This is a genomic window from Flavobacterium piscis (assembly GCF_031457575.1).
Classification (GTDB): domain Bacteria; phylum Bacteroidota; class Bacteroidia; order Flavobacteriales; family Flavobacteriaceae; genus Flavobacterium; species Flavobacterium piscis_A.
Window position 1 is genome coordinate 195120 of record NZ_JAVDWQ010000001.1, and the last position, 22010, is coordinate 217129.

A 22010-nucleotide genomic window follows, 5' to 3' on the forward strand; every position below is an offset into this window, starting at 1 on the left:
ATTTTATTTTGCAGCTTCAATTTTTGCTTTTACCTCAGCTTCAGTTCCTTCGTAGACTTCAGTAGTTATTTTCCCGTTTTCTGTTTTGGTTACTGTTCCAACCGTAACATCATTTGTAGTAGACAGGTTAACCTCAACACGTTTTTTATCATATTTTCTGGTATCAAAACAATCTGTTTTTTGATGAGCGTATTTTCCTTTTGCATCAAAGTGAGCTAAACATTTTGCAGTTTCTTCGGCTGTACAGCCTTTTTCTTTGCACATTTTAATACATTCTTCTTTTGTCATTCCTGACATATCTCCACATTTAGAAGCTAAACCGGAATGTAATTCTGTTTTTGAACAGCAAGAAAAATTTCCCGCTATATCAGATGGTGCTTGTCCATCTCCCAAAATTGGTGCAATAACCAAACCTATTAAGCAGGTTAGTTTGATTAAAATATTCATTGACGGACCTGAAGTATCTTTAAACGGGTCTCCAACAGTATCTCCCGTTACCGCAGCTTTGTGCGCATCAGAACCTTTATACGTCATTTCGCCATTGATCATAACACCTGCTTCGAAAGATTTTTTTGCATTGTCCCAGGCACCTCCTGCATTATTTTGAAAAACTGCCCAAAGTACTCCGGAAACTGTAACTCCCGCCATATATCCTCCTAACATTTCAGCAATTAACTGATTGTTATCTGAATAAACTAATTTTCCTAATAACACAATTGCAATCGGGAAACCAATAGTTAAAATTCCCGGCAGCATCATTTCGCGCAAAGCCGCCTTTGTAGAAATTTCCACACATTTTCCGTATTCTGGCTTTCCTGTTCCTTCCATAATTCCAGGGATCTCCTTAAACTGACGACGTACTTCATAAACCATATCCATTGCGGCTTTTCCAACAGAATTCATGGCCAATGCCGAGAAAACTACAGGAATCATTCCGCCTACAAATAACATCGCTAAAACTGGTGCTTTAAAAATATTAATTCCGTCAATTCCTGTAAAGGTTACATAAGCCGCAAATAAAGCTAATGAAGTCAACGCTGCAGATGCAATTGCAAAACCTTTTCCGGTTGCTGCAGTTGTATTTCCTACTGAATCTAAAATATCGGTTCTTGTTCGCACTTCTTTTGGAAGCTCACTCATTTCAGCGATTCCACCAGCATTGTCTGAAATTGGACCAAAAGCATCAATTGCCAACTGCATGGCTGTTGTAGCCATCATCGCTGATGCTGCCAAAGCAACACCATAAAACCCTGCTAAAGCATATGAAATCCAGATTGCTGCTGCAAATAATAATACCGTTGGAAAAGTAGAAATCATTCCGGTTGCCAAACCAGCAATAACGTTTGTCCCTGCTCCTGTAGATGATTTTTGTACAATTGCCATAACCGGTTTTGTTCCTAATCCTGTATAATATTCTGTAACTGATGAAATAGCTCCACCAACAACTAATCCAACCAATGTTGCATAGAAAACACGCATTGAGGAGATATCTTTAGAGCCTTCACCGAAAAAACTCATCTGCATGGTTTCCGGCAACATATATTGCACTAAAAAGAAACAGGCAATTGCCGTTAAAACAATCGAAACCCAGTTTCCTATATTTAATGCTTTTTGTACCTGCATTTCTTTGGCATTATCATCAGATATTTTTACCAGCATGGTTCCGATAATCGAAAATAAAATTCCGAAACCGGCAATTGCCATTGGTAATAAAATTGGTCCAATACCACCAAAAGCATCCTGAATGTTTCCACCCATATCTTTAATAACATAGTTTCCTAAAACCATTGCAGCTAAAACTGTCGCGACATATGACCCAAATAAATCAGCTCCCATACCGGCAACGTCTCCCACATTATCACCCACGTTATCTGCAATTGTTGCCGGATTACGAGGATCATCTTCAGGAATTCCAGCTTCAACCTTACCTACTAAATCAGCACCAACATCAGCAGCTTTTGTGTAAATTCCCCCTCCTACTCTTGCAAATAATGCAATTGATTCCGCACCAAGCGAAAATCCAGCTAGTGTTTCCAGAACAACTGTCATCGTTTCTGTATCCTTCCATACTCCACCGGAAAACAGGTTAAAGAAAATTATAAAAAAAGTTGTTAGTCCTAAAACAGCCAGACCTGCAACACCCAAACCCATTACGGTTCCGCCACCAAAAGAAACTTTTAAAGCTTGTGGCAAACTGGTACGGGCTGCCTGAGTGGTTCTAACGTTTGTTTTTGTTGCTATTTTCATACCCATATTTCCAGCCAAAGCCGAAAAAAATGCTCCGAAAATAAATGCAACTACTATTAATAAATGTGTTTTAACTCCGGGAATAAAAGTAATTCCTGCTAATGCAATACTTGCGATAATGACAAAGACTGTCAATAATTTGTATTCTGCTTTTAAAAAGGCGAGCGCTCCTTCGTAAATGTGATCTGAAATCTCTTTCATTTTGCCATCACCGGCATCTTGTTTTAAAACCCAAGTCCTTTTTATTCCCATGAAAAGTAATCCAATAATTGCCATAACAATTGGCAAGTAAATCATAAATGCATTCATATTTAATGGTTTTGGTTAATAGTCAACAAACTAACAAAACGAATTTAAACAAAAAAGCAATACTCCTGACGGAGTATTGCTTTTTTTATAAAATAGAAGGGTAAAATTATTTAATGCTAAATAATCCTGCGGGCTTGTTCTCTATATCATCAAAACGCTTCGTACACTCTGCAATAATTGCAAATGCTTCGTTTACGTCTCCCCAACCTTCTACATCTACTTGTTTGTTTTCAAGATCTTTGTAAACCTGGAAGAAATGCTCAATTTCTTTTAACAAGTGTGGATTGATATCAGAAAGGTTTTCCAATGAATTCCAGATTGGATCTGAAACTGGTACACAAATAATTTTTTCGTCCGGTCCCTTATCATCTGCCATGTGGAAAACACCAATTGGTTTAACTTCCATAACACACCCAGGAAAAGTTGGTTCGTTTACTAAAACCAATACATCAAGAGGATCACCGTCAAGAGCCAAAGTTTCAGGAATAAATCCATAATCTGCCGGGTACATCATTGAAGAGAACAACATTCTGTCGAAACGCATTCTTTTGATTTCAAAATCGTACTCATATTTATTTCTGCTTCCTCTTGGTATCTCGATTAATACATCGAAAGTTGTTAGTTTGTCTGCGGTCATTTTTATTTTTTATTGTTTCTATAATTCGGTTGCAAAAGTAACTAAACAATCCTTTTTTACAATAAAAAAATACATGAATATGAGCATTAACTTTTAAAAAACAGACAATTAATAAGTAATTTTTCGATTTCGCTTATTTAAGTAATAATGCCAAAGCAAATAGGTCGCATAAGATCGATACGGACTCCATTGTTCTGCATGTATTTCCATCTCTGATTTGTCATGAATATTAAGCAATTCTTTGATGGTATTGACTACTGCAATATCGCCAAGCGGAATCAAATCCGGCTCCTGCAAACAAAACATAAGATAAATATCGATAGTCCAATTGCCAATTCCTTTTAACTTTATGAGCTCTTCCCTAACTTGTTCTGCCGATTTTTCTGCCAGACTTTCAATATCCAATTCTTTGTTTAAAACAGCTTCTGCCAAGATTTTGATGTATTTTGTTTTTTGACGGCTTACTCCTAAATTTCTAAATTCTTCGTCCGGTAAAACAGACATTGTTTCGGGATTACAAATTGTATGTGCTTTGATTTTTAAAAATGTGGCTTTCGCCGAATCTATAGAAACTTGTTGTTCCAGAATTAACAATACTAATGTTTCAAAACCCTGAGGACGTTTTGGAATTGAAGGTAATCCATACTTTTGAATAATTTCCTGAAATATTGGATTTTTGGTTAATAGAAAATCGATGGCTTCTTGCATAACGTAATTTTTTTAGTCCCGATAGAAGTTGTATCCTTTTTTGGCTCCTTTAGCCAGAAAAAGATACAAACGGATAGCGGGAACAGCTCCTAAAATTAAATAAAAAATCTCGCAAAGGCGCAGAGACGCAAAGAATTTAAAAACTTAGCGACTTGGCGTCTTTGCGAGATTATTAAATAGGTTTCGACTTCGCTCAGCCTGACAAATAAGTTCTAGAAATAGAATCCGAAAGATCCTTTTACCGCAAATTTATTGGCATCAGGAGTGTTTAAATAACTGCCCCTCCAGGAAAAATCAATTCGAAAAACTTTGAATATATTTCCGATTCCGGCATTGTATTCCCAATAGATATTCTCGGGTGCGTTATACACTTGCTCCGAGGCATTTATTGCCCGGTTTTCATCAGAAATGGTTCCGTAAACTCCTTTCACACCAACAAATTCCCTCCAGTTTAATTTTCTCATAAATGGAATTCTGGCAAACAATCTTCCTCCAAAATCATGATTCCATTGCAAAGTTGTATACTGATCGGTTATGAATTCGTAGAAATTTAAGTTACTAAAAGTATTTTCAATAGTAAAATAAGTCTGATTCCCAGGAATAACGCTCATTAATCCCAACGGAATTGTACCAAAGGTTTTTCCGGTTTCAAGAATAATATTCGATCTCCCTAAAGGCCCAATAATAATAGGCTGTTTATAAAATAACTGGATTTTTTCATAAGCAAAATCACTGTCCATGACCCCTTTCAATCCATAACTAAAATTGACAAAGAAATGACTGAACGGACTATCAACAAGATCGCGTTCTACACCAAAACCAATAGTTTTTCGATTTGGCATAAATTCAAACTGAATATTTGCCTCAAATTGTTTTACCGCACTTTCGACAACGCCTGCAGGATTTGTAGTTGTTGGTAAGGTGGTGTAATAATTCAAACTAAAAGTATCTGAAGCTGATTCTAATGTCCTGTACGAAATACCGGCCTGAACAACGAAGTTTTTCATTGGCTCCATTTCAACAGAAACGTTGCTCAAATTAATATTGGTCAATTTTCCGTTACTTCCAGTGGTAAACAGCGCAGAAGAAGCAAAACTTCGTCCTAAAACATCATTTGTTGTGGTTAAACTGGCTCCAATTTGCTCAATGTCACGCCTGTTCCCTCCTGAAATAATAACCCTGTTTTTCTTATCGACCATCCATTTTCCTGAAACACCATACTTAAACTTGTTATCATCAAAACCATAGGCTGTATAAGCTTGTATTCGCCAAGGGTCATTTTGTCCAAAATAGGTCCTGCCCCCCACTCTTAGTCTCAGCCCTTCAACTTCATTATAACCAAACGTAGAAAAAATGGGACCATAATCGAAGTTTTTAAATTCAACATATCCACTCCCTAAAATAGATACCAAATTATACAATTGCCTGAATTTTTTGACAGTCTGTAAGGTATCGAGCATTTTATAAATACCTTCTTCGTCTTTATTTAGTTTTTCAAAACGATTTTCTTCCCAGAATTCATCCGGTCTATTGTAAACTTTGTTATCTATATAATTAACTTCTTCCTTATAAAATTTTTCAGGTTTCTGAATATTAAATTTATGATCTCTGTATAAGGTAGTTCGTTTTCCATAAACCCCTTTTGATTTTTCTTTTTTATTTAAAGCAAAATCTGACATCATGTAATCACGTGTTAACAGAAAAACCGAATCATTTTGGACTTCAAATTCCTGTTCGATATAAATGTCCTTTACCCAGTTAATATTGGCACTTTTGGTAACGGCCATATTTATTTTTTTGATGGCAAAAGTGGTGTCGTTTACCCAAAAATCTCCTTTAAAAGTCAGTTCGTTTTTACGTCTTGGATAAAAAACAATATTAAAACACCATTTTTTATCAATATAAGCGCTGTCTTTCAAGACATAATTATAAACATCAATTCCCGTTTTTGAAAGCGGGCTTGTAAAACTTTTATCAAAAAAGGTCAGGTGATTATCATAAATATTATAATCTGAATATAAATCCTTTACAAAAGACAAAATCTGCTGGTTATTATTAAATCCTGATGTTTTGCTTCCTTTAATATTTTCTTTTGTTTTCTTCAATTTATTATCTCCGTAAACATCATACATAGATTCGTTGATAAAAATTGGCAGATAGGTCTTTCCAGTAACGTCAGAAGTGTCAACGTGTTCAAATACAAACTCCATTCCCTTAAAGAGTTTGTTTTTCATAAAAGCACTATCAATCGTGTTCATATCAAACTCGACTTTCTCGTACTTTTGCATTTGATATTGATTGAATTGGTATAAACCGTTTTTACGTTTTCGTTCCCAAATTTTTCGCAGAATATCTAATGCAGGATTATTTTTTTTTGATGTTTTTCCTGTAAATATCACAACTTCATTCAATGCTTCAGCCTCACCTAAAACAACTTTAAAATTGTAATTTACTGTTTTCTCCAACTCAACTTCCTTATCCGAAAATCCTGCAGAACTTATTATTAATGTTGTATAAGTATTTGGCGATTCTAAATAAAAACGTCCGTCTTCATTAGAAACAATTCCAGTGTTAGAACCTTTAAAAACAACATTTGCAAAAGGAATAGGCTGATTCGATTTATCCAAAACAATTCCACTCACTTTAGTTTGTGCGAAAGCCATATTCACAGATGCAAATACAAAAAACAGGCTGAGTAAAATTATTTTTTTCATATCCGGCAAAAAAAAACTTCATCAATTAATAGGGCTGATGAAGTTTTATAAGTATTGTTTATTTGACTATTTGTACATTACTTTCTTAACTGCTTTTACTACATCAGCTGCATTTGGCAACCAGTCTTTTAGCAAAACAGGAGAGTAAGGGGCCGGTGTATCAGCTGTTGTAATACGCTGAATTGGTGCATCCAGAAAATCAAAAGCTTGTTCCTGTACGATATATGTGATTTCAGATGAAATACTGGCAAATGGCCACGCTTCTTCTAAAATTACCAAACGGTTTGTTTTTTTAACCGATTTTAAAATCGCTTCATTGTCCATTGGACGAACGGTTCTTAAATCGATAACTTCACATGAAATTCCTTCTTTAGCTAATTCATCAGCAGCGATAAAAGCTTCTTTGATAATTTTTCCGAAAGAAACAATAGTAACATCTGTACCTTCACGTTTGATATCTGCAACTCCTAACGGAATTGTATATTCACCTTCCGGCACCTCGCCTTTATCACCATACATTTGCTCAGATTCCATAAAAATTACGGGATCATTATCGCGAATAGCCGATTTTAAAAGTCCTTTTGCATCGTAAGGAGTTGAAGGAACGATAACTTTAAGACCCGGAGTATTGGCAAACCAGTTTTCTAAAGCTTGTGAGTGAGTAGCTCCTAATTGACCTGCAGAAGCAGTTGGTCCACGAAAAACGATAGGCACATTAAATTGTCCTCCCGTCATTTGACGCATTTTAGCAGCGTTGTTGATTATTTGATCAATACCAACTAAACAGAAGTTGAAAGTCATATATTCTACAATCGGGCGACACCCATTCATGGCTGATCCTACTGCAATTCCTGTAAAACCAAGCTCAGCAATTGGAGTATCAATTACTCTTTTTTCGCCAAACTCAGCAAGCATTCCTTTTGAAGCTTTGTATGCTCCGTTATATTCTGCAACTTCTTCGCCCATTAAATATATGGATTCATCGTGACGCATTTCTTCGCTCATCGCTTCGCAAATGGCCTCTCTAAATTGTATTGTTCTCATAGTTGTTAGTGTATGTTCTTTTTTCTGAAGAGCAAAAATAAATATTTTATATAACTTAAAAGCATAAATTGAATTTAAAATAACGTCAATATGATACTATAATATAGGTTTTAACTTTTTAAAGTTTATTGTGATATAACAAAATCTATATAATTATGATTATTTACCGAATAAAAAACATTTTTCATACAAAGTCAACTCTATTTGTGTAATTCTAATAATATTCATTATTTCTTCAAAAAATGAATAACTTCAAAAACATATAGTAATACGATCTAAGTTTAACACTTGTTGAACACTATACTATTGCAAAATCCTTAAGAATTAACAAAAATACCTGAGTTTTTAACTTTGAAAGACAGCAAAACACCATCTAAATTCCACAGTCTTCGAAAACGTAATAGTTTTTAAAAATATTATGCATGCATAGTATATAATTCCGATTTTAATTTCTAAATTTGTAAAAGAATATTATAAATATAAAATATATACTTATGAAAATATTAGTTTGCATCAGTCATGTGCCAGATACTACTTCAAAAATTAACTTCTCCAATGGTGACTCAGAATTCGATACCAATGGTGTACAATATGTAATTAATCCTAATGACGAGTTTGGTTTAACACGTGCTATTTGGTTTCAGGAACAACAAGGTGCAACGGTAACAGTTGTTAATGTTGGAGGACCTGATACTGAACCAACTTTGCGTAAAGCATTGGCAATTGGCGCAAACGAAGCTATTCGCGTAAACGCTAACCCAACTGATGGCTTTTTTGTTGCAAAACAATTAGCCGAAGTAATTAAAAATGGTGGTTACGATTTAGTAATTGCCGGAAAAGAATCTTTAGATTATAATGGCGGTATGGTTCCGGGAATGATTTCTGGGATTTTAGGCTTTAACTTTTTAAACTCTTGCACAAGTATTACAGTTGATGGGGACAATGTGAAAGCAGTTCGTGAAATTGATGGTGGAAAAGAAACTATCAGCACAACCTTACCTCTAATTATTGGTGGACAAAAAGGCCTTGTTGAAGAAAAAGATCTTCGCATCCCTAACATGAGAGGAATTATGACTGCAAGAACAAAAGCGCTTACAATTCTTGAACCAGTTGAGGCACCAGTAAATACAAAAGCTGTAAAATTTGAAAAACCAGCTCCTAAATCAGCAGTGAAATTAATTTCGGCTGATAATTTAGATGAGCTAATCAATTTATTACACAACGAAGCTAAGGTAATATAATTTTAAATTATGAATTTTAAATTGTGAATTAAGGTTTGCAATTTCATTAAAATTTATAATTCAACATTTAAAATAATAGAAAATATGTCAATATTAATATACGCAGAATCTACAGAAGGAAAATTTAAAAAAATAGCGTTCGAATTAGCTTCCTACGCAAAGAAAGTAGCTGAATCATTAGAAACAACAGTAACCGCTTTAACAGTTAACATTAGCGATGTAAGCGAATTATCTAAATACGGAGTTGATAAGGTATTAAAAGTAAGCAATGATAAATTAGCCGGTTTTACAGCTAAGGCTTACGCCGATGTAATTAAACAGGCTGCTCAAAAAGAAGGAACTAAATTAGTTTTACTTTCTTCTACAACAGACAGTATTTACCTTTCATCATTAGTAGCTGTAGCTTTAGAAGCTGGTTTCGCCTCAAATGTTGTTGGGCTTCCAATCAGTACTTCACCTTTTCAGGTAAAAAGAAATGCTTTTTCAAATAAAGCTTTCAATATTACAGAAATCAATACAGATGTAAAAGTTCTTGGTTTAGCAAAAAACTCTTATGGTATTTTTGAAAGTGCAGGTTCTGTAACTGAAGAAGACTTTAATCCAACAATTGGAGACAATGACTTTGGAGTAAAAGTAGAATCTGTAGAAAAAGTAAGCGGAAAAGTATCTATTGCTGATGCTGACATTGTAGTTTCTGGCGGACGCGGATTGAAAGGTCCTGAAAACTGGGGGTTAATCGAAGATTTGGCTTCGGTATTAGGGGCAGCAACTGCTTGTTCTAAACCCGTTTCTGATTTAGGATGGAGACCTCACAGTGAGCACGTTGGCCAAACAGGAAAACCAGTTGCAACTAATTTATATATTGCAGTGGGTATTTCTGGAGCAATCCAACATATTGCAGGCATCAACTCATCAAAAGTAAAAGTAGTAATCAATAGTGATCCTGAGGCCCCTTTCTTTAAAGTTGCTGATTATGGTATTGTAGGTGACGCTTTTGAAATAGTGCCAAAATTAATTGAGAAATTAAAAGCTTTTAAAGCGCAACATTCTTAATTTAGAAATTCTCTATAAAAATATAGCTGCCTAAAAATAAGATAATCGTATCTTTGCTTTAGGTGGCTTTTTTGTTCCATATTTTTTAATTAAAATTGCACCTTTATTTTTCAATCAAAAAAAGTATTAAAATGAGGCATTAATTGCCCTTTTTTACCAATATATATGAGTCTAGTAAAATTATCCATAAAAGGAATATCATACAGTCAAACTCAAAACGGCGCATATGCCTTGATTTTGAATGAAGTTGATGGTGAACGTAAATTACCTATTGTAATTGGCGCTTTTGAAGCGCAATCAATTGCTATTGCCTTAGAAAAAGAGATAAAACCTCCTCGCCCATTAACTCACGATTTATTCAAAAACTTTGCAGAAAGATTTGACATCGTAGTGAAACAGGTCATCATCCATAAATTAGTCGATGGTGTTTTTTATTCGAGTCTAATCTGTGAAAGAGACAAAATTGAAGAAATTATTGATGCCAGAACTTCTGATGCCATAGCTTTAGCTTTACGATTCAACGCTCCAATTTTTACTTATAAAAATATTTTAGATAAAGCCGGAATCTATTTAAAATCGAATGCTGCCGAAACAGATCAGGGATCTCAGGAGATAGATGATGTCCTCTCTAATCCGGAAACTTTTGGCCATGAAGAAGAAACCAATCAGTCGGGTGATTTATATGCGAAACATAGCTTACAAGAACTGAATGAATTGCTGGATCAGGCAGTTTCTCAGGAAGATTATGAAAAAGCAGCCAAAATTAGGGATGAAATCTCGAAAAGATAAACTTTAATGGTGAATCGTTAAACCGTTTATTCGTTAAGCCGATTAAACAAATTCACGATTAAATGATTAACAAATATGAAACAATACTTAGATTTAGTACAACATGTTTTAGAAAACGGTTGTCAAAAAGGAGACCGAACTGGAACCGGAACAAAAAGTGTCTTTGGTTACCAAATGCGTTTTGATTTAAGTGAAGGCTTTCCAATGGTTACGACCAAAAAACTGCATTTAAAATCTATCATATACGAATTACTTTGGTTTTTAAAGGGTGATACCAATATTCAATACCTTCAGGAAAATGGGGTAAAAATATGGGATGCCTGGGCTGATTCTAATGGAGATTTAGGCCCAGTTTATGGGCATCAATGGCGCAATTGGAACAGTGAGGAAATTGATCAGATTTCTGAATTAATTACTGAATTAAAAACAAATCCAAATAGTCGAAGAATGTTGGTTTCTGCCTGGAATCCTTCGGTTTTACCGGATACGAAAAAAACATTTGAAGAAAATGTAGCCAATAACAAAGCGGCTTTGCCTCCTTGTCATGCTTTTTTTCAGTTTTATGTAACAAGTCCTGATCCTGAAAAAGGTGAAATGAAAGGAAAATTGTCTTGTCAATTATATCAAAGAAGTGCTGATATATTTTTAGGTGTTCCTTTTAATATTGCTTCTTATGCACTTTTAACCATGATGATTGCTCAGGTTTGCAATTTAGAATACGGTGAATTTATTCACACTTTTGGAGATGCACATATCTACAATAATCATTTTGAGCAATTAGAACTGCAATTGACACGTGAACCAAAACCATTACCGAAAATGATTTTAAATCCTGATATTAAAAACATTTTCGATTTTGATTATAATGACTTTACACTTTTAGATTACGAACCACATGCTGGCATAAAAGGCAGTGTTGCTGTATAATTAACAAATCCGCTTTAAATTGAGTGGATTCTTTTATACTACAACAACACTATTTTCACTTCCCGCAAAATCATTCCATTTATAGGAATCAGCTTCTGGTTCATTAACATATTTTCCGTCAATTATGTACTTAAATTCGTAAATGGCATCTTTTACCAAATCATAAGTAGCTTTAAAAGTTCCGTTTTTCAACTTACTCAAAGTTCCTTCTTCGGAATTCCAATTATTAAAATCTCCAACTACAGCTGCAGAATTTGCATCTTTAGCTTCAACGGAAAAAGTTACTTTGCAAACCGGTTTTGTTTTTATAAATTGTTTTTTTAAAGACATAACTATTTCATTTTTAGATTACTACTCCCAAAGTTCGCGAATTCATCTGAGTAAACAATACTCAAAAAAACGTTTTGTGATAATACTAAAAACCCAGTGTATTTTTAAGCATATCAATAATTTAAGAGGGTAGAAATTTCTATATTCTAATTAACAGTGCCTTTTTAAGCAAATATTCTATAGCTACAATATTGTGTTTTCAAAATAAATTATAACTTTATAATCTTAATAAAACCTATTATGGAAAAAGAAGTGCACGAACAATACGAATATGCCCGTAAAAGAATTCGACAAAAAAAAATACTTTACTTTCATTTTGTTCTTTTTCTGTTGGGAAGCCTGTTTTTATTTGTTGCCAATAAATTTTTTGGATTAAGTATTGGCACAGAACAAAATTGGTGTGTATGGATTATTACGGTGTGGCTTTTTATTTTTATTTTACATTTTATAAAAGTTTATATCACCGATAGATTTATGAATAAAAAATGGGAAAGAGAACAAATTGACCGTTTGGTTGCACTTCAACAAAAAAGGATCAGCCAATTAGAATCTTCCATCAATGACAATCCTGAAAATAAAATTTAGCTTCGCATACCATGATTATAATAATAGCTGCAGTTGCCGAAAACAATGCTCTCGGAAAAAAAAATAAATTAGTGTGGCATCTTCCTAATGACTTTAAAAGATTCAAATCACTTACTACAAACCATCATATTATCATGGGAAGGAAAACTTTTGAAAGCTTCCCTAAACCGTTACCAAACAGAACACACATAGTAATATCCCGACAGGAAAATTACAAACCAGAAGGTTGTATTGTAGTTGACAGTCTCGAAAAAGCGATAGCTATTTGCCCTGAAAATGAAGATTCCTATATTATTGGAGGAGGAGAAATTTACACATTGGGAATGCAATATGCAGATATATTGGAAATAACCAGGGTTCATAACATTTTTGAAGCAGATGCTTTTTTTCCTGAAATACCTAAGACAGAATGGCAATTAGTAGAATCTGAAGCCAACCTTAAAGATGAAACACATCTTTATGACTACACATATGAAACCTTTATCCGTAAATAAAAACATCCTCAATTGAGGATGTTTTTTTGTTTAATTCAATGACTTAGAGAATGACCTACTCCTGAAACAATATTTGATAACATAAAATAAAAATTACAAATATTAAAAATACTCCTGAAAGAAATATAATAACATTTGATACCTTTTGAGAATACATCTCAAAAAAGCCCTTAATACCAAATACCACGAAGGTACTAAAGGCAAAGAAAATTAAAATTTCCAAAAACAAATTTAATCCTAAGAACGTATTTTGCGCTTTAAATATAACACTGTTCTCAAAAACAGTACTTTCAAAACAGCTTACAAGAACAAACGAAATGCTAAACGCAACCAGCACCCATTTGATTTGGGTCATTGTATCTCTATTTATCATTAAACTATTAACATTTTTACAAGTGCTAAATTCACAAATAAATATCTTATTCGCAATACCCACTTTTAGTGATTTTTACAAAAAATAGTTCTCAAAATATTTAAAAAACATTTTCAACCAATAAAGAAACATCTTGCAGTTAAATAGTTTATCTTATATTTGTTGCGTAAATAAAAAAAATGTCTGAAAATATAACTCCATATAAAAACTCCTCATTAGGCAAAAAAGAACAAGTTGCCCAAATGTTTGATACTATCTCCGGAAATTATGACAATTTAAATCGCGTCATTTCATTTGGAATTGATGTAAAATGGCGAAAAAAAGTATTAAAAATAGTTTCGGATACTAAACCTAAAATTATTCTGGACATAGCAACAGGAACAGGTGACCTGGCCATTTTAATGTCAAAAACTAATGCTGAAAAAATTATTGGTTTGGATATTTCTGCCGGAATGCTTGAAGTTGGGAAAAAGAAAATTGAAGAAAAAAAATTATCAAACATTATTGAGCTAGTTTTAGCAGATTCTGAAAAAATCCCTTATGAAGACAATCATTTTGATGCCATAACTGTTGGTTTTGGAGTTCGGAATTTTGAAAATTTAGAAAAAGGCTTTACTGAAATTTTACGAGTTTTAAAACCAAATGGTGTATTTGTTATTTTAGAAACTTCGGTACCAAATAAAACACCATACAAACAGGGATATAATTTTTATACCAAAAACATCCTCCCAATTATAGGAAAGCTGTTTTCAAAAGATAATTCCGCATACGGATATTTATCAGAATCAGCTGCAGCTTTTCCTTATGGAGAAGCCTTAAACAATATTTTGAGAAAAATTGGGTTTATAGATGTTGTGGCGATGCCTCAAACATTTGGAGTTGCAACCATTTATTCTGCTTCTAAAAAATAGTATGAAAAAAACAGTAATCTTAATTTTATTAATCTTTTCAGCAAAAGGGTATTCACAATTTGCTAAAAGCATGTTTAGTAAAGATCCTATTATTAATCTCGAGAACTGGCAAAAGCAACGCCTTTACTTTGGATATTATTTAGGTTTCAATAGCTTTGATTTCAAATTTGACTATAAAGAAGTTGTACAACAGGATATTCAGGTAAAAAAAACAACTGGATTTAATGTGGGGGTGGTCGCTGATTTAAGATTACAGGAATACCTTAACCTGCGTTTTGAACCAGGTTTATATTATACTAAACGAGATTTATATTATCCTAATTTCACTTCAGAAAATGATTATTTAAGAGAAGTAAGCAGTACTTACATTCATTTTCCGTTATTGCTTAAATTTTCTGCTTTGCGTACCGGAAATATTCGACCGTTTCTGGTTGGCGGATTATCAACAACCTTAAATTTGTCCAGTAACTCAAAATCAAAAGACGATAATTTTGAACAGAAATTTAGAGTAAAACAATGGTCATCTGCTTATGAGCTTGGTTTTGGAGTTGATTTTTTCTCGGAATATTTTATTTTCTCCCCTTCAATACGAGGTGTTTTTGGTATAACTGATGAATTAATTCGAGACAGCAAATCACCAAGCCCCTGGACAGACAATATTGATTCTATGAAATCAAGGGCAATTTTAATAAATTTTACATTTCATTAAAACAAAATCCTAACTATTTCGTTTAAACTCACTAAGAACGACAGCTGTTGCAGTAGCTACATTTAAACTTTCGGTTTTTTGAAGCTCTCCAAATCTGGGAATTGTGAGTCGGTTTGTAACTTTTTTTTCAATCTCTTCCGAAATACCATTGGCTTCATTACCCATAATAATGATTCCGTTTTGAGGCAAGACAGATTGATAAATATTATCCCCATTCATAAAAGTACCAAAAACAAGAAGTTCCGTTTGTGATAAAAAGGTTTCTAAATCAACATAATTTACACATACTCTGGAAATAGATCCCATTGTAGCCTGTACAACTTTAGGATTATAAATGTCTACGGTTTCTTTAGAACAAATAATCTGTTTGATTCCAAACCAATCACAAAGCCTTAAAATAGTGCCTAAGTTTCCCGGATCGCGAATATTGTCTAAAGCTAAAATTAAACCGGTTTCGATTATTTTATTCTCGGCAGGAATTTTGAATACAGCCAGACAGGAATTTGGAGTTGACAACGCACTTATTTTTTTAAGTTCCTGTTCATTAATAAGTGTAAGTTTTGAAGACTTAACTGTTTCAAAATCATTTTGTGTTGTGTATAAATGCTCTAATTCAAAATTGGATTGCAATAATTCCTGAATTACTTTTACACCTTCGGCAAAAAATAACTGATTGGCTAAACGTTGCTTTTTTTGATGCAACCCTGAGATAAGTTTTATTTGGTTTTTACTAACCATAAAATAATGTACTTTTGAATTAAATATTAAAAAACACTTGAAAAAGAATTTCACAAAAATAGCAGCATTTATTCTAATAGCAATATTTATTTGTGCCTGTAATGCAGTAAAAAGAGTTCCTGATGGAAAAAACCTGCTTACAAAAAATGATATTATTGTAAATGGTAAATCTACAAACGACGAAATAGCTTCTAATCAAATGTATCAAAAACCAAACGGTACTTTATTGGGATACCGTTTGCGTTTGAATTTGTATAATTTAGCCAATTTGAATCCTGATTCGACTTATCAGGCAAAATTTAAAAACAATCCCGGAAAATACGAAAGACAATCTAAACTTTTATCAGCAAAACAGGTAGACAGGCTTGGTCAGTCATTTCTTTATAAGGGAATCCACGAATTTTTAAAAAACACAGGAGAAGCTCCTGTTATTATTGACACCTCCAAAACTAAAAAATCTTTATTACGTTTAAAATATTACTATTTTAACAATGGTTATTTTAATGTTAAAACGGCTTATAATATTAATAGTACCGGTTACAAGAAAGCTAAAATAAATTATGACATTACAACAGGGCCCGTTTACACATTAGATTCTATCAGAAGTACGATTAGTACTCCTGCTTTAGATTCTTTATATAAAAAAATAACTGAACCTACATTTTTAAACTCAGGAAATCAATATAAAACTACTGATTTTGAAGAAGAAAAAAACAGGATTACTACTTATTATAGAAATCACGGTGCTTATTTCTTTCAGCCAACCTATGTTACTTTTGATATTGATACTATTGGAAAACAAAACCAAGCCGATGTGAATCTAATCATAAAAAACAACAGCATTCAGGAAAAAGATTCCAGCCGAACGGAACCTTTTAAATTATATACAATAAGCGATGTCAATATTTACACTGATTATTCGCCTATGAATGCCAAAAACAAAATCAGTGACAGTACAACTTACAACAATTTTAACTTATACAGTTATAAAAAACTGAAATACAAACCACGCGCTATTACCGATGCGATTTTCATTACTAAAGGCGGAACTTTTGCTGATTTCAGAACAACCTTATCAACCCGATATTTAAACAATCTAAAGATTTTTAATTATCCCTCGATTCAATATGAAGTTGACAAACGGGATTCAACTGCTCAGTCATTAATTGCAAACGTATATTTAACACCAAGAAAGAAATATAGTTTTGGTGCTACTTTTGATGTCACACATTCTAATATTCAGGATTTTGGTATTGGCGCAAGTATATCTGAAACTATTCGAAATGTATTTAACAGGGCTGAAACTCTGGAAATCTCCACTCGTTTAAATATAGGATCTTCCAAGGACATGGCCAATCCAAATAATAATTTCTTTAATGTTTCGGAGTATGGTGTAGATTTGAAGTTAAACTTTCCCAGAATTTTAATGCCTTTTGGTACTGAAAAAATAATCCCTAAAAGCATGATTCCTTCTACAGGAATTGCTGCAGGTTTTTCTAAACAAAGAAACATTGGACTGGATAAGGAAAATTTCACAGGAGGTATCTCTTATCTTTGGACGCCAAAAAGATTCAATTCCGTAAAATTTGACCTCCTAAATGCACAATATGTTCGTAACTTAAATCCTGACAATTATTTTAAGGTATATTCTTCATCTTATAATGAATTAAATAACATTGCAGGAGCTTACAACATTAATCCGGCAAATCTTGATCTGAATGGAAACTTGATTATTGAAGAAGGAACTAAAGGATTTACCAATGATGTTCTCACAGATCAAACTTCTTTAACACCTGCAGACGCTGAATATCAAAATGTAGAAAGCATCGAAGAAAGAAGAGTAAGATTGACAGAAAACGATTTTATTTTATCCTCGAGCTACACTTTTACTAAAACTACCAAAAAAGATCTCGCAGACAATAATTTTTACCAATTTAAAACAAAATTAGAAACAGCAGGGTCTTTATTATCAGTAGTTTCTGCTATTGGAAATTTACCTAAAAATACCCGAGGAAATTATGAAATATTCAATTTAGAATATTCAGAATATATAAAAGGCGAATTTGATTACATTAAGCATTGGGATTTTGGTAAAGAAAAAGTAATCGCAGTAAGAGGCTTTTTTGGAATAGCAATTCCTTTTGGAAACTCAGACTATATTCCGTTTTCAAGAAGTTATTTTTCAGGAGGTTCAAATGACAACAGAGCGTGGCAGCCTTATGCATTAGGGCCGGGAAGTACAAATGCTACAAATGACTTTAACGAGGCAAATATGAAAATCGCATTGAGTGCGGAATTTCGATTTAAAATTTTTGGAGATGTAAAGGGGGCCATTTTTGCCGATGCAGGAAATATATGGAATGTACTCGATAATGTGACAGATGAAAAGGCAAAATTCTCCAGCTTAAACGATTTCGAAGAAATTGCATTAGGTTCCGGATTTGGTTTACGATACGATTTAAGCTTTTTTGTTATTCGTTTAGATTTAGGCTTCAAGACTTACAATCCGGCATATGAACCGGGAAATCGTTGGTTCAAAGAATACAATTTTAGTCACTCTGTTTTAAATTTTGGGATAAATTATCCGTTCTAATGCTAATTAATTCTTATTTTTGCAACCTAAAAACTAAAAAAACAACTAAAAAAGAATTACAATGGCACACAACATTAAACCAGGAGTAGCTACAGGAGATCAAGTACAGGAAATCTTTAATTATGCAAAAGAAAAAGGATTTGCACTTCCGGCAGTAAACGTTACCGGATCAAGTACAATAAATGGAGTTCTTGAAACTGCAGCAAAACTTAATGCGCCGGTAATCATTCAATTTTCAAACGGAGGAGCACAATTTAACGCTGGAAAAGGATTATCTAATGCAAATGAAAAAGCTGCTATTGCAGGAGGAATCGCAGGAGCAAAACACATTCATACTTTGGCAGAAGCTTACGGGGCAACTGTAATTTTACATACTGACCACTGCGCAAAAAAATTATTACCCTGGATTGACGGTTTATTAGATGCTTCTGAAAAACATTTCGCAGAAACAGGAAAACCATTATTCAGTTCTCACATGATCGATTTGTCTGAGGAGCCGATCGAAGAAAATATTGAAATCTGCAAAGAGTATTTGGCGAGAATGAGCAAAATGGGGATGACATTAGAAATCGAGCTTGGTATTACAGGTGGTGAGGAAGATGGTGTTGACAACTCTGATGTTGACAGTTCAAAACTATACACACAACCAGAAGAAGTAGCTTACGCTTATGAAGAATTATCTAAGATAAGCCCTAAATTTACAATTGCTGCAGCTTTTGGTAACGTTCACGGAGTTTACAAACCAGGAAACGTAAAATTAACTCCAAAAATCTTAAAAAATTCTCAGGATTTCGTTCAAAAGAAATTCAACACTGGTCATAACCCGGTAGATTTCGTTTTCCACGGAGGTTCTGGTTCAACATTAGAAGAAATCAGAGAAGGAATTAGCTACGGAGTTATCAAAATGAACATCGATACTGATTTACAATTTGCTTTTACTGAGGGTATCCGTGATTATATGGTTAAAAATATTGAGTATTTAAAATCTCAAATTGGTAATCCTGAAGGTGCTGATGTTCCTAACAAAAAATATTATGACCCAAGAAAATGGGTACGTGAAAGTGAAGTAACTTTTAATGCAAGACTTGAACAAGCTTTTGCAGATTTAAATAATGTGAATACACTATAATAAAAGTGATCAGTAGACAGTTTTCAGTTAAAAATGCTGAAAATATAAAACTGTTTATCAAAAACTGAACACTGAAAATTGATTACTGAACACTGAATACTTAGAGAGATGGCTTGGTTTAAAAGACAGGAAAAAGGGATTACAACTGCTACTGAAGATAAGATGGACGTTCCGAAAGGATTGTGGTACAAATCTCCTACAGGGAAAATTATTGATGCTGACGAATTAGCCAGAAACTTATTTGTAAGTCCGGAAGATGATTTTCACGTACGAATTGGAAGCGCAATCTATTTTGATATTTTATTTGACAATAACGAATTTGTTGAGCTGGATAAAAACATGACATCAAAAGATCCTTTGCATTTTGTGGATACAAAAAAATATGCTGAGAGACTGAAAGATGTAATGGAGAAAACGCATTTAAAAGATGCAGTACGTACCGGAGTAGGAAAATCTAAAGGAAAGGAACTTGTAATTTGCTGTATGGATTTCGCCTTTATTGGAGGATCTATGGGGGCTGTTGTAGGTGAAAAAATTGCCAGAGGTATTAATCACGCTATCAAAAATAAATTACCTTTTGTAATGATTTCTAAATCTGGCGGAGCCCGCATGATGGAAGCAGCTTATTCGTTAATGCAATTAGCCAAAACATCAGTAAAATTAGCTCAACTTGCCGAAGCTGGCTTGCCATACATTTCATTATGTACAGATCCAACAACCGGAGGAACAACTGCATCATACGCCATGTTAGGAGACATTAATATCTCTGAGCCAGGTGCTTTGATTGGTTTTGCCGGTCCACGTGTGGTTCGCGATACGACAGGAAAAGATTTACCGGAAGGTTTTCAGACTGCTGAGTTTCTTTTAGAGCATGGTTTCCTGGATTTTATTACGCCTAGAAAAGATTTAAAAGATAAGATTAACCTATATATTGATTTGATTCAGAATAACAATATTAGATAGTTTTTTTTAAACTGTTTGAAATACAAAAATCCCATTCGCTTCGGCAAATGGGATTTTTTTATAAACGCAATAAATTCCGTTGCAACAAAATATGTCGTTCCTCTGGAACTTTATTATCAATGCCAAAAATTTCAAACTCAATACGAGAACCCTCTGAACCTTTGAGTCTTAGCAACTCTGAACCTCTAAAGAACCTACATTCCGGTTCGAATGGCTTCAACAGGATCTAAATTTGCAGCTGAAATCGCAGGTAAAATCCCTGAAATTAATCCGATAAGAGCAGCCAAACCTGTTCCCAAAAGTATATTTCCCATACTTAAAACAAATTCAAAATCTAAAGCTTTTGTCAAAATAAGTGCGATTCCCCAAACCATTAACAAACCTATAATTCCACCGATTACAGAAAGTATTACCGCTTCAAATAAAAACTGGAATAAAATAAAGCGGTTTTTTGCTCCTAATGATTTCTGAATTCCGATTAGATTAGTTCTTTCTTTTACCGAAACGAACATAATATTGGCAATCCCAAAACCTCCAACTAAAAGAGAAAATCCACTGATAATCCACCCAACCACATTCATCTGACCTAAAATTCCATCAATAAAATCAGTAAAACCGGAAAGCACATTAATAAAAAAATTGTTCATATCTCCTGCTTTCATTCCACGTATAGTTCTTAATTTTTGTGCAACTTCTGCTTTATAAGCATCCATATCAACACCTTTAACAGGCTTCAGGACAATTACCGGTGTCATCGAATCACTGTCTCCATACATTCGCCGCAAAAAATTGGCCGGTAAATAAACTGATGTATCATTACTATCACCAAAAAAACCTGCACCCTGTTTTACAATTACGCCTATTACAGTAAAACGTTGTCCGTATAAACGAATATTTTTTCCAACTGGATCACTGTTCCCAAAAAGTCCTTCGGCAATATCAAACCCTAAAACAATTACAGGTGTTCCTGAATTGGATTCAGATTCATTATAAAATCTTCCTTTGTCAAAACTTAATCCTTCGATATCTACGATTTCAGATGATGCCGGAATAATATTTACATCACTAACTGTTTTAGAATCATATTTTAAACTTTCCCTGTTAACAAAAAGCTGATAGCCTACCTGATCTGTATTATTAAGAGAATTTTTAAGAGCAATGTATTCATCATATTTTACATTTGGAAACTGCTCTCTTTTCCATTGGGGAATTTCTGAGGGTCCAAAGCAATATTTCATTAAATAAATCGTATTCTTATCTAAACTGCTCAAATCTTTTGAAATTTTTCTATCCAGAGAATCAACCGCGGCTAATACCGCAATAATCGAAAAAATACCAATAGTAACGCCTAGCAACGATAATAAAGTTCGTAATTTATTATTGCGTAAAGCGTTTATGGCAAAGCTCAAACTTTCTTTTAATAACCTGAGATAAACTAACATATATGATATTTTTTGCGATAAAGTAAAATTCAATAAATTTAAATCAAAAACCTAATAAAAGGTAACTAACTCAT

Annotated in this window: 19 protein-coding genes; 11 read left to right on the forward strand and 8 right to left on the reverse strand. The window is 33.6% G+C overall.

Annotation, left to right across the window (positions count from 1 at the left end; genetic code table 11):
- Positions 1-3: 3 nt before the first annotated feature.
- The 5 genes from J2W48_RS00765 to J2W48_RS00785 all read right to left on the reverse strand — a co-directional run bounded on the left by J2W48_RS00765 (position 4) and on the right by J2W48_RS00785 (position 7698).
- On the reverse strand, positions 4-2556 hold the full coding sequence (locus J2W48_RS00765; protein WP_310276598.1) for a sodium-translocating pyrophosphatase: 2553 nt from the start codon (positions 2554-2556) through the stop codon (positions 4-6).
- 106 nt (positions 2557-2662) lie between these two features.
- Entirely contained in the window at positions 2663-3193 is a 531-nt protein-coding gene (locus J2W48_RS00770; protein WP_310276600.1) for an inorganic diphosphatase, read from the reverse strand.
- A gap of 108 nt (positions 3194-3301) precedes the next feature.
- Entirely contained in the window at positions 3302-3901 is a 600-nt protein-coding gene (locus J2W48_RS00775) for a DNA-3-methyladenine glycosylase family protein (protein WP_310276603.1), read from the reverse strand.
- Positions 3902-4113: 212 nt separating this feature from the next.
- Complete coding sequence (locus J2W48_RS00780; RefSeq protein ID WP_310276606.1) at positions 4114-6615, reverse strand: DUF5686 and carboxypeptidase-like regulatory domain-containing protein; 2502 nt, start codon at positions 6613-6615, stop codon at positions 4114-4116.
- A 66-nt stretch (positions 6616-6681) separates the two neighbouring features.
- Positions 6682-7698 (reverse strand): pyruvate dehydrogenase complex E1 component subunit beta, encoded by a 1017-nt coding sequence (locus J2W48_RS00785; RefSeq protein ID WP_310277890.1) that lies wholly within the window; start codon positions 7696-7698, stop codon positions 6682-6684.
- Between the two features lie 455 nt (positions 7699-8153).
- Here J2W48_RS00785 and J2W48_RS00790 point away from each other — a divergent pair, with 455 nt between their 5' ends.
- The 4 genes from J2W48_RS00790 to J2W48_RS00805 all read left to right on the forward strand — a co-directional run bounded on the left by J2W48_RS00790 (position 8154) and on the right by J2W48_RS00805 (position 11669).
- A complete protein-coding gene (locus J2W48_RS00790; protein ID WP_310276609.1) occupies positions 8154-8900 on the forward strand; it encodes an electron transfer flavoprotein subunit beta/FixA family protein in 747 nt (248 codons plus the stop codon).
- 84 nt (positions 8901-8984) lie between these two features.
- Complete coding sequence (locus J2W48_RS00795; RefSeq protein ID WP_310276611.1) at positions 8985-9953, forward strand: electron transfer flavoprotein subunit alpha/FixB family protein; 969 nt, start codon at positions 8985-8987, stop codon at positions 9951-9953.
- A 165-nt stretch (positions 9954-10118) separates the two neighbouring features.
- Complete coding sequence (locus tag J2W48_RS00800; protein WP_310276612.1) at positions 10119-10742, forward strand: bifunctional nuclease domain-containing protein; 624 nt, start codon at positions 10119-10121, stop codon at positions 10740-10742.
- 75 nt (positions 10743-10817) lie between these two features.
- Positions 10818-11669, forward strand: a complete 852-nt coding sequence (locus tag J2W48_RS00805; protein WP_310276615.1) for a thymidylate synthase — start codon at positions 10818-10820, stop codon at positions 11667-11669.
- Positions 11670-11702: 33 nt separating this feature from the next.
- Here the strand turns inward: J2W48_RS00805 and J2W48_RS00810 are convergent, their stop codons facing one another.
- Positions 11703-11999, reverse strand: a complete 297-nt coding sequence (locus J2W48_RS00810) for an isoamylase early set domain-containing protein (RefSeq protein ID WP_310276618.1) — start codon at positions 11997-11999, stop codon at positions 11703-11705.
- Between the two features lie 240 nt (positions 12000-12239).
- Between J2W48_RS00810 and J2W48_RS00815 the strand changes: the two genes are divergently transcribed.
- The 4 genes from J2W48_RS00815 (at position 12240) to porT (ending at position 15071) form a co-directional block, all read left to right on the forward strand.
- A complete protein-coding gene (locus J2W48_RS00815) occupies positions 12240-12584 on the forward strand; it encodes a 2TM domain-containing protein (protein WP_310276621.1) in 345 nt (114 codons plus the stop codon).
- A gap of 11 nt (positions 12585-12595) precedes the next feature.
- On the forward strand, positions 12596-13078 hold the full coding sequence (locus tag J2W48_RS00820; protein WP_310276624.1) for a dihydrofolate reductase: 483 nt from the start codon (positions 12596-12598) through the stop codon (positions 13076-13078).
- 552 nt (positions 13079-13630) lie between these two features.
- Complete coding sequence (gene ubiE, locus J2W48_RS00825) at positions 13631-14362, forward strand: bifunctional demethylmenaquinone methyltransferase/2-methoxy-6-polyprenyl-1,4-benzoquinol methylase UbiE (protein WP_310276627.1); 732 nt, start codon at positions 13631-13633, stop codon at positions 14360-14362.
- A 1-nt stretch (position 14363) separates the two neighbouring features.
- Positions 14364-15071, forward strand: coding sequence for a type IX secretion/gliding motility protein PorT/SprT (gene porT / locus J2W48_RS00830; protein WP_310276630.1), 708 nt, complete (start codon positions 14364-14366; stop codon positions 15069-15071).
- A 9-nt stretch (positions 15072-15080) separates the two neighbouring features.
- Here the strand turns inward: porT and J2W48_RS00835 are convergent, their stop codons facing one another.
- Positions 15081-15809 (reverse strand): TrmH family RNA methyltransferase, encoded by a 729-nt coding sequence (locus tag J2W48_RS00835; RefSeq protein WP_310276633.1) that lies wholly within the window; start codon positions 15807-15809, stop codon positions 15081-15083.
- Positions 15810-15846: 37 nt separating this feature from the next.
- Here J2W48_RS00835 and tamL point away from each other — a divergent pair, with 37 nt between their 5' ends.
- The 3 genes from tamL to accD all read left to right on the forward strand — a co-directional run bounded on the left by tamL (position 15847) and on the right by accD (position 20494).
- A complete protein-coding gene (gene tamL, locus J2W48_RS00840; protein WP_310276636.1) occupies positions 15847-18402 on the forward strand; it encodes a translocation and assembly module lipoprotein TamL in 2556 nt (851 codons plus the stop codon).
- A gap of 61 nt (positions 18403-18463) precedes the next feature.
- Positions 18464-19531, forward strand: a complete 1068-nt coding sequence (gene fbaA, locus J2W48_RS00845) for a class II fructose-bisphosphate aldolase (RefSeq protein WP_310276639.1) — start codon at positions 18464-18466, stop codon at positions 19529-19531.
- A 108-nt stretch (positions 19532-19639) separates the two neighbouring features.
- On the forward strand, positions 19640-20494 hold the full coding sequence (accD, locus tag J2W48_RS00850; RefSeq protein WP_310276642.1) for an acetyl-CoA carboxylase, carboxyltransferase subunit beta: 855 nt from the start codon (positions 19640-19642) through the stop codon (positions 20492-20494).
- A 194-nt stretch (positions 20495-20688) separates the two neighbouring features.
- Here accD and J2W48_RS00855 read toward each other — a convergent pair whose 3' ends face one another.
- Complete coding sequence (locus J2W48_RS00855; protein ID WP_310276645.1) at positions 20689-21936, reverse strand: ABC transporter permease; 1248 nt, start codon at positions 21934-21936, stop codon at positions 20689-20691.
- Positions 21937-22010 lie beyond the last annotated feature (74 nt).